This window comes from Dorea sp. AM58-8 (assembly GCF_003464045.1).
Taxonomy (GTDB): Bacteria; Bacillota; Clostridia; order Lachnospirales; family Lachnospiraceae; genus Claveliimonas; species Claveliimonas ammoniilytica.
The window spans coordinates 1-8,293 of sequence record NZ_QSDM01000039.1; the positions used below are offsets into that span (position 1 = coordinate 1).

7 protein-coding genes and 1 pseudogene are annotated in these 8,293 nt (G+C 39.5%); 7 read left to right on the forward strand and 1 reads right to left on the reverse strand.

From position 1 onward, the window contains the following. Positions 1–431 precede the first annotated feature (431 nt). From DXA18_RS15100 to DXA18_RS15130, 6 genes are all read left to right on the forward strand, one after another. Positions 432–3,476: an SrtB-anchored collagen-binding adhesin gene (locus DXA18_RS15100; RefSeq protein ID WP_118384557.1), complete on the forward strand. Its 3,045-nt coding sequence runs from the start codon at positions 432–434 to the stop codon at positions 3,474–3,476. 234 nt (positions 3,477–3,710) lie between these two features. Further along, positions 3,711–4,037, forward strand: a complete 327-nt coding sequence (locus tag DXA18_RS15110; RefSeq protein ID WP_117531809.1) for a YdcP family protein — start codon at positions 3,711–3,713, stop codon at positions 4,035–4,037. 15 nt (positions 4,038–4,052) lie between these two features. Then, the gene (locus DXA18_RS15115) at positions 4,053–4,436 is read left to right on the forward strand and encodes a YdcP family protein (RefSeq protein WP_117531807.1); all 384 of its coding nucleotides are present in this window, start codon (positions 4,053–4,055) and stop codon (positions 4,434–4,436) included. 111 nt (positions 4,437–4,547) lie between these two features. Continuing rightward, positions 4,548–5,237 carry a hypothetical protein gene (locus DXA18_RS15120; RefSeq protein WP_117531805.1) on the forward strand — a complete coding sequence of 230 codons (690 nt, stop codon included), beginning with the start codon at positions 4,548–4,550 and terminating at the stop codon, positions 5,235–5,237. 4 nt (positions 5,238–5,241) lie between these two features. Then, positions 5,242–5,976: a hypothetical protein gene (locus DXA18_RS15125; RefSeq protein WP_117613854.1), complete on the forward strand. Its 735-nt coding sequence runs from the start codon at positions 5,242–5,244 to the stop codon at positions 5,974–5,976. Between the two features lie 79 nt (positions 5,977–6,055). Beyond that, complete coding sequence (locus DXA18_RS15130; RefSeq protein ID WP_117531801.1) at positions 6,056–7,423, forward strand: FtsK/SpoIIIE domain-containing protein; 1,368 nt, start codon at positions 6,056–6,058, stop codon at positions 7,421–7,423. Positions 7,424–7,428: 5 nt separating this feature from the next. On the opposite strand, the pseudogene DXA18_RS15135 reads toward DXA18_RS15130, so the two are convergent. After that, positions 7,429–7,630: pseudogene (locus tag DXA18_RS15135) on the reverse strand (helix-turn-helix domain-containing protein). 111 nt (positions 7,631–7,741) lie between these two features. On the opposite strand from DXA18_RS15135, the gene DXA18_RS15140 reads away from it, so the two are divergent. Next, a complete protein-coding gene (locus tag DXA18_RS15140; RefSeq protein ID WP_117468937.1) occupies positions 7,742–8,152 on the forward strand; it encodes a hypothetical protein in 411 nt (136 codons plus the stop codon). The last annotated feature ends 141 nt before the right edge of the window (positions 8,153–8,293 follow it).

The following is an 8,293-nucleotide window of genomic DNA, read 5'->3' on the forward strand; positions in this document are numbered from 1 at the left end:
CATGGGGGTTGTAGATAACGCAAGTAATGAAAACAACGAAAATACAAGGAGAAAGGCAACTGTTGTACCTACTAAAATAGAATATGTGTGAGAGGACAAGCCTTTCCGTAATGTAGACGTTCAGAAATGAGCGTCTATTTTATACTAAAAACACAATAAAAATCTGATTATCCGCTAAAACACAGTATCTATCAGCATTTTCAAGGAAACAAACACATCAATTTACTACTTATTTACTATTAACGAATGAGCCTTGATACGCAAGTTTTCCTAGATATGCAAAGATATGGTACAGCACATCAGTATTGAAACAAGAAAAAATTGAATAACTCATAGACTATGGAACGCCTAAAATGACGTTCCTTTTCTATTTCCAGCCGTTCTTATTGGACGGCTATTTTATTACCTAAAATGAAAGGAGCATTAGATTTATGAAAAAGATATTAAAGCGATTGTGTACGGGCTTCTTAGCTTTTGCAACTGTCGTTACTGCTTTACCGAGTACACCCGTTCATGCAGAAAACAAGCAATACTGGACGGAAAGTGCAGAGCGTGTCGGTATCATTGAAAAAGTAATGAATGACGGTTCTATCGGTTCGACATTCAATGAGGGCATGATGAAAGTTGAGGGCGAAACTGCCTATTGTATTGACATCAATACAGATTTTAAGAATGGCTACAAGACCAGAACTGACGCAAGCTCACGCATGAGTGCCGACCAGATTTCAGATGTGGCGTTATCCTTAGAGTATGTCAAACAGTATAGCGAAGCTCACAAGGAACTGAACTACAAACAAGTTTATCTGTTGGAACAATGTGTTGTCTGGCAGAGATTGAGCGTACATCTTGGCTGGCAATGTGATAACGTGCGAGCTTCTTATGATGAAATTCCAAAGGCTACGCAGGACGAAGTTTTCGCTGGTGCAAAAGCCTTTGTCAAAGAGAATAAAGGACGCTATGAATGTGGCGGTTATATCTACTCTGGCGAGGGGCAGGAATTAGGGCAATTCTGGGCGAAATTAAATGTCGGAAATGCGAAACTGCAAAAGACTTCCAGTAATACCAGCATTACAGACGGTAACGGGAACTACTCAATCGCTGGTGCAACATACGGTGTCTTTGCTGATAAGGACTGCACGAAACAGCTTGCCACCCTTACGACTGATGAAAACGGAAATACAGATGTTGCAGAGGTAAAAGCAGGCACAGTCTATATCAAGGAATTATCCGCACCAGCAGGATATAAAGTAGATAAAACTGTATATTCCTTAAAGGTTGAAGCTGGAAAGACAGCGACTTTGAAAGTATCAGATACACCAAAAGTAACAGACACTTTGATTGAGCTTTTCAAGATTGATATGGAAACACAGAAAGTCAATCCGCAGGGAGACGCTTCTTTAGCAGGTGCGGAATTTACATGGAAGTATTATGCTGGCTTCTACAATAAAGACAATCTCCCTGCCGAAGCTACTCGTACATGGGTTACAAAGACAATCGCTGAAACAGACAGCGACGGGACAACCCACTACATCACAAAATTAGCGGACGCTTACAAGGTGTCTGGCAACAACTTCTATATGCAGGACGGTAAGGCGGTTCTTCCACTTGGAACGCTAACTGTTGAGGAAACAAAAGCTCCAAACGGCTACTTGTTAGACGGTGCATATATGCAGGCTGGCGATAAGTCCGAACAGATAAAAGGCTTATACCTTACACAGATTACCGAGGACGGCGACCTTGCCGTACTATCTGGAAGTAACCAGTTTTCCGTATCTGACAAGGTTATCCGTGGCGGTGTGAAAATTCAGAAACGAGATTTAGAAACGGGCGATACAAAGCCACAAGGAAGTGCCACTTTGAAAGATACTGCTTTTGACATCATTTCCTTAAATGATAATTCTGTTTTGGTTGAGGGCAAGCTATACAAGAAAAATGAAGTCGTAAAAACTATTCGTACAGATATTGAGGGTATCGCTTCTACTTCTTCTGACCTCTTACCTTATGGAAAATTCCGTATCGTTGAAGGTGAAGCTCCCGACGGTTACTTAACTGACGGTGCAAAACCGATTGATTTTGCAATCACAGAGAATGGAAAAATCGTGGACTTAACCGACGAAGCCCACTCTATCTATAATCAGATTAAGCGTGGAGATATTGAGGGCGTGAAAATCGGTGCAGGTACACACAAGCGTCTTGCTAATGTTCCCTTTAGGATCACAAGCAAGACGACGGGTGAAAATCATGTAGTGGTAACTGATGATAACGGGCAATTCTCCACTTCTGCTGAATGGGCTTCTCATAAGCACAATACAAACGCAGGAAAGACCAGCGAGGACGGTGTGTGGTTTGGAACTTCTGAACCAGACGACAGCAAGGGTGCGTTACCTTATGATACTTACATCATTGAAGAATTACGCTCTGAAAGCAACAAGGGTTTTGAGCTTATCCCACCTTTTGAAATCGTGGTATCAAGAAATAACCTTGTGGTTGATTTAGGGACTTTGACTGATGAATACGAAAAAGAAATCTCTATCCATACCACAGCGACCAGCAAGGACGGCGAAAAGACTATCCTTGCAGGAAAAGAGGTAACAATCGTTGATACTGTCAAAGTAGACGGACTTACAAAAGGCACAAAGTATCAGTTAAAAGGCTGGCAGATGTTAAAGGAAGAAAACGCAGAACTTCTTATTGACGGGAAACGTGTAGAAAACGATTATACCTTTGTCGCTGATGATGAAGAAATGAAAGTGGAAATTTCCTATACATTCAATGCGTCTGCTTTAGGTGGCAAAAACCTTGTTACCTTTGAAGAATTGTATGATTTCAGCAATCCAGACGAACCCGTAAAAGTTGCGGAACATAAAGACATTGACGACGACGGGCAAACGGTACTTATCACAGAGCGTATCATCAAAATTCATACGACTGCTACCGATAAGGACGGCAACAAAGAGCTTGAAGCAGGAAAAGACGTTACAATCATTGATACCGTAACCTTAGAGGGCTTAGAAGTCGGTACACAGTACAAACTTGTGGGCTGGCAGATGTTGAAAGAAGAAAATGCAGAGCTTCTTATCAATGGGAAACGTGTGGAAAGTGATTATACGTTTACTGCTGACAGCGAAACTATGAAAGTGGAAGTTGCTTTTACGTTTGACGCTACTTCCCTTGACGGCAAACAGCTTGTAACTTTTGAGGAATTGTACGATTTAAGCAATCCAGACGAGCCGAAGAAAGTTACCGAGCATAAGGATATTGAGGATAAGGGACAGACGATTACCTTTAAGGAAAAGCCAGAAGAACCAGAGAAACCCGAAACACCACCGACACCAGAAAAGCCTAGCAGACCTAGCGATAGTCCCAAAACGGGCGATAACACCAACCTTTACGGACTGCTTGCACTTCTTATGACTTCTGGTGCTGGGCTGGCAGGTATCTTCTTCTACAAACGCCGTAAAATGAAGAAATCATAAGGCGGTAACGGTATGATGAAAGAAAAATCACGCTCTCCGCCGAAGCTGTCAAACGGCAGACTTTTGCTTATTCTGGCTTGTCTGCCAACAACCTGCAAGAACACGGATAGTCAAAGGTGCGTAAGCATTGACTTTACCCTTTACTATCTGGGGGATTGCTGGTACTTTTCGAACCGCCAGAATAAGAAATCACAATCAATTTATTAAAAATAGAAAGAAACGAGGTAAAACAATATGGAAATGAAATATGTCGTGCCAGATATGGCACAGTCTTTTGGAACTCTTGAATTTGCAGGCGAAAGTGAGCCAGTCTTTGAAAGAGATAAAAATAACCGCAGGGTTTTAGCAAGACGAAGCTTTAACCTTTATTCTGACGTACAGAAAGGCGAAAATGTTGTCGTGGAAATTCCCGTGCAGGCTGGCGAAAAGAAGTTCCAGTATGAACAGAAAGTAAAACTTGTCAATCCGAAGTTATACGGCAGAGGTTATGCAATCGGGGATATGGGACATACCGATTATGTGTTAGTTGCTGATGATATTGTAGCAGTTGAAGAAAAGTAAAGGAGTGAAGAATTTATGAGATTATCAAACGGGTTTGTTATTGACAAAGAGAAAACATTTGGAGAATTAAAATTTACAGCGGTGCGTGATGTATTCTTGCAGAATGAGGACGGGACACCGAGTACCCAGCTTAAAAAGCGTATCTATGATTTGAAGTGCAGTCTGCATGGTGGAATTATCCCCGTGTCTGTACCGCCAGAAGTGCCGTTAAGGGAATTTCCGTACAATGCAGTCGTGGAGCTTGTCAATCCAGTAGCCGATACGGTATCACGAAAAACTTATACGGGTGCAGATGTGGACTGGTATGTAAAGGCAGAGGATATTGTGTTGAAGAATAAAGGCAACCAGAATGCAGGCAATCCACAGAACCATGCACCGCAGGGACAGCAGAAAAAATAAACTTACGAAATAGATTTTCATTGTAGCGGATATGTGGAACTGTTATAATATAGGTATCAAGATAGTATAAAGATAAGTAATCATCAAAAAAACAAATAGGAGGTATGATAAATGATAAACAGTAAAAGTTTAACAATCGTAACCATATCAACAATTTTATTTGGAATGCTTTCAAAATGGTTAGTAGGAATACCTTATATGTCTTTGAAACATTTTGACTTGTATTTTGTAATATCATTTATATTATGGGCGATTTATTCTACCTCTTTATATGTAGCTAGTAAAATCAAGTGCAATGGAAGTAATAATTTTATAAAGATAAGTTGTCAAGGTTTTATTTTTGGGATAATTGCTTCATGTCTGAAAATAGGAATAGATTCACTTGTACTGTTAATGGTTGAGAAAACAAATAATCAAATACTTTTGACTTTTGCAATGGAAATAGTGATATTACTTTTTGGGAGCCTGATGATATTTGCACTTATGAAGTTACAAAAAAACAAGTTTACATGGGATAAGTCCTTAAAAAAAGTTACAATTATTTTAGGTTGCTTAATAGGTGTTTATATTATTACTTTCTTTTCTCTTAATTCTAAATACCAGACATTAACACAATATACAGATGTGAATGCTTTAGCAAAAAGCGGAAATATAAACTTGAATACTTTAATGGAAATGGAAAATATAATGCAGTACAGCAAAACTTTCACAATGTTAAGTGTAATTGTCTTTGTGGTGTTTTTTATTGGATTGTGGTTTATGTTACATAATACAACTTCAAATGCTGAAAGGACTGATTAACATTATGGAAACAAGCTGGAAAAAGATTATTCTGCGTTTTTGCATTATTGTGATTATTATATTTTCTGCCAGTTATGTCGTTGGTGAATATCGTGAATATAAGGAACAACAGGAAATCGGTACACAACTTGAAAGAGAGGAAGTAAGCACTGAGGTAAGAAACGAAGTTTTAACTGGTAAGGCAGGAGTAAAAGACAAATTATTAGGTTATGAAGATGTTAATTTAACAAGATTGTATATTTATGTTCACGCTTATAATCAAATGGTAGAGGAAGATGAACGAATTATAATTGATGATGTAAATTCTAATAAAGAGAATGAAATAGGAAATATAGATGGATTATCAAAAGAATTTCTATACTCTTCTTTTTCTGACAATTATGATATTAAAGAATATATGAATGCAAAGTTACCTTTTGACTATTTTGAAGAAGATAGAGAAACTACTCATCATATTGATGCTATTGAAACATTTATATATAGAGTTGCTAGTGGTCGTCTAAATTATGAAGAAAAAGTGAAAGATTATGAGTATCAAATAAGACTATTAGCTAATGAGTATATGGCTGAAAACCCAGAAATTAAGTGTGAACTTAATGAATATGGTAATGTTGAAATTTATGATTTATCTATTGAACAGGTAAATGAATTAATCAGAAAATATGATTTGAAAGAATTATATGGCGTAGAATATCAGATTGACGATGATGTTATGTTGAAGTCTTGTGATGAACATTAATCATTTTCACTATTATTTCAAAAGCAGTTAGTCTTAGGATTGACTGCTTTTTTCGTACCTAGAAAGGAGTGATTGATTTATGCAAAAGATTTGGAACAAAGGACACCGTATCAGAGCCAGCGACAAACATCTTGTTTACCACTTTTCCATAGGGACGCTTCTGTTTGTATTTGTGGCGGTTCTTCTGCTACTCAATATGAAACAGCTCATGCGTACCGATTGGGAGCATTTCAGCTTGTTAGAGAACAGCTTGACGCTTTCCCCTTACAACTTCATAACCATACTGATAGCGACTGGTGTTTGTGCATTGGTCGCTTTTCTGTATTACCGTTTTTGTTATGACAGTTTCAAGAAGCTCCTGCACCGTCAAAAGCTGGCAAGAATGATACTGGAAAATAAGTGGTATGAAGCCGATACCGTACAAGACAGCGGTTTTTTTACTGACCTGCAAAGCAGATCAAGGGAAAAAATCGTCTGGTTTCCAAAGATTTACTATCAAATGGAAAAAGGCTTGCTTCATATCCGCTGTGAAATTACACTGGGGAAATATCAAGACCAGCTTTTACGGTTAGAGGATAAATTAGAAAGTGGCTTGTATTGTGAGCTGACCGACAAGACCCTGCATGACGGTTATATCGAATATACCCTGCTTTATGATATGATAGCGAACCGCATTACCATTGATGAAGTACGGGCAGAAAACGGCAGTCTTAGACTGATGAAAAATCTTGTCTGGGAATATGACGCACTCCCCCACGCTCTGATTGCTGGTGGAACGGGTGGCGGTAAAACCTATTTCCTGCTGACGCTCATTGAAGCACTACTACATACCAACGCTGTCCTTTATATCTTAGACCCGAAGAACGCTGACCTTGCGGACTTGGGAACAGTTATGGGAAATGTGTATCACACCAAAGAAGAAATGATTGATTGCGTCAATGCCTTTTATGAGGGCATGGTACAGCGAAGTGAGGAAATGAAACGACACCCGAACTATAAGACGGGCGAAAACTACGCCTATCTGGGACTGCCACCCTGCTTTCTTATCTTTGATGAATATGTAGCATTTTTTGAAATGCTGGGGACGAAAGAAAGTGTGAGCTTACTTAGCCAGTTAAAGAAAATCGTTATGTTAGGACGACAAGCAGGTTATTTCCTTATCGTTGCCTGCCAGCGTCCAGACGCAAAGTATTTCTCGGACGGTATCAGAGATAACTTCAATTTCCGTGTGGGACTTGGGCGTATCAGCGAATTAGGTTACGGTATGCTGTTCGGTTCAGATGTGAAAAAGCAGTTTTTTCAGAAGCGTATCAAGGGGCGTGGCTATTGTGATGTGGGGACAAGCGTGATAAGCGAATTTTACACGCCTTTAGTCCCGAAAGGACATGATTTTCTACAAGAAATCGGCAGACTGGAAGAAAAAAGGACTGCAAGCAATGAAAGCTGACAGTCCTACTTCAATTTCAATATGTCGTTTGGGGAACATTCCAGAAAATCACAGAGCTTTGCAAGGATTGTGAGGTCAATTCTGGAAACTTTGTTCTTGCAATAGTTATTAAGCTGTGTCCGCTGTAATTTACACGCTTCACAGACTTTGTTTTTACTGATATTCTTCTCTTTCAAAAGATTTTTCTAAATCAATATATACCTGCATACGCTGTACCTCGTCTTTTCTTTGAATTATAAGATACAACTGTATTGATAAATAAGATGTATTACCGTAGACTGTATTATAATACACCCTATAAGAAAGGACAGTAACAGTATGTGCAAAAAGAGAAAAATAATAACAATCTCGGTACTTTTTGTGCTGGCATTGACGGTTTCCTATCTGCAATGGGGACGTGAGATTGATGTAGCAGGAAGTATGAGGACTTCATCAGAAAACTTCCATGAAGAACACGTTACCTTTACGCTCAACCGTCTTGTTATAACAGACAAAGAAAAGTGTGCAGAGGAAATCATCAAAAAATGCAGGGAGAATGATTTTGCTTCTACTCTGTTCAGCTATGATGTGGCAAAGCCAAACGCTTTATATGGTACGGTGTACCGTTCCCGTTTTTCCATGAAAGGACATAAGCCTTTGTTTCACTTCCGCTATACGCAGACAGCGGACACGCTCGGTTCATACAACATTGTTGATGATCCAGAAGCGTTCACGCTGGTAATCGAATAACGCAAGGCAGGACGGGACGGCGACGTGCGAAGCGAAAGGCGACGGCACGGACTAGCCGTTGCTGGTGTGGCGTAAGCCACGCCAGCAGGTAAAACCCCTCGGTATCTAACAGAGGGGTACGTTTGCAAATAGACAATAGAC

Bases quoted from the DNA above. Each gene is read 5' to 3' on its own strand.
- DXA18_RS15100 (WP_118384557.1), top strand. From the start codon at position 432: ATGAAAAAGATATTAAAGCGATTGTGTACGGGCTTCTTAGCTTTTGCA.
- DXA18_RS15110 (WP_117531809.1), top strand. From the start codon at position 3,711: ATGGAAATGAAATATGTCGTGCCAGATATGGCACAGTCTTTTGGAACT.
- DXA18_RS15115 (WP_117531807.1), top strand. From the start codon at position 4,053: ATGAGATTATCAAACGGGTTTGTTATTGACAAAGAGAAAACATTTGGA.
- DXA18_RS15120 (WP_117531805.1), top strand. From the start codon at position 4,548: ATGATAAACAGTAAAAGTTTAACAATCGTAACCATATCAACAATTTTA.
- DXA18_RS15125 (WP_117613854.1), top strand. From the start codon at position 5,242: ATGGAAACAAGCTGGAAAAAGATTATTCTGCGTTTTTGCATTATTGTG.
- DXA18_RS15130 (WP_117531801.1), top strand. From the start codon at position 6,056: ATGCAAAAGATTTGGAACAAAGGACACCGTATCAGAGCCAGCGACAAA.
- DXA18_RS15140 (WP_117468937.1), top strand. From the start codon at position 7,742: ATGTGCAAAAAGAGAAAAATAATAACAATCTCGGTACTTTTTGTGCTG.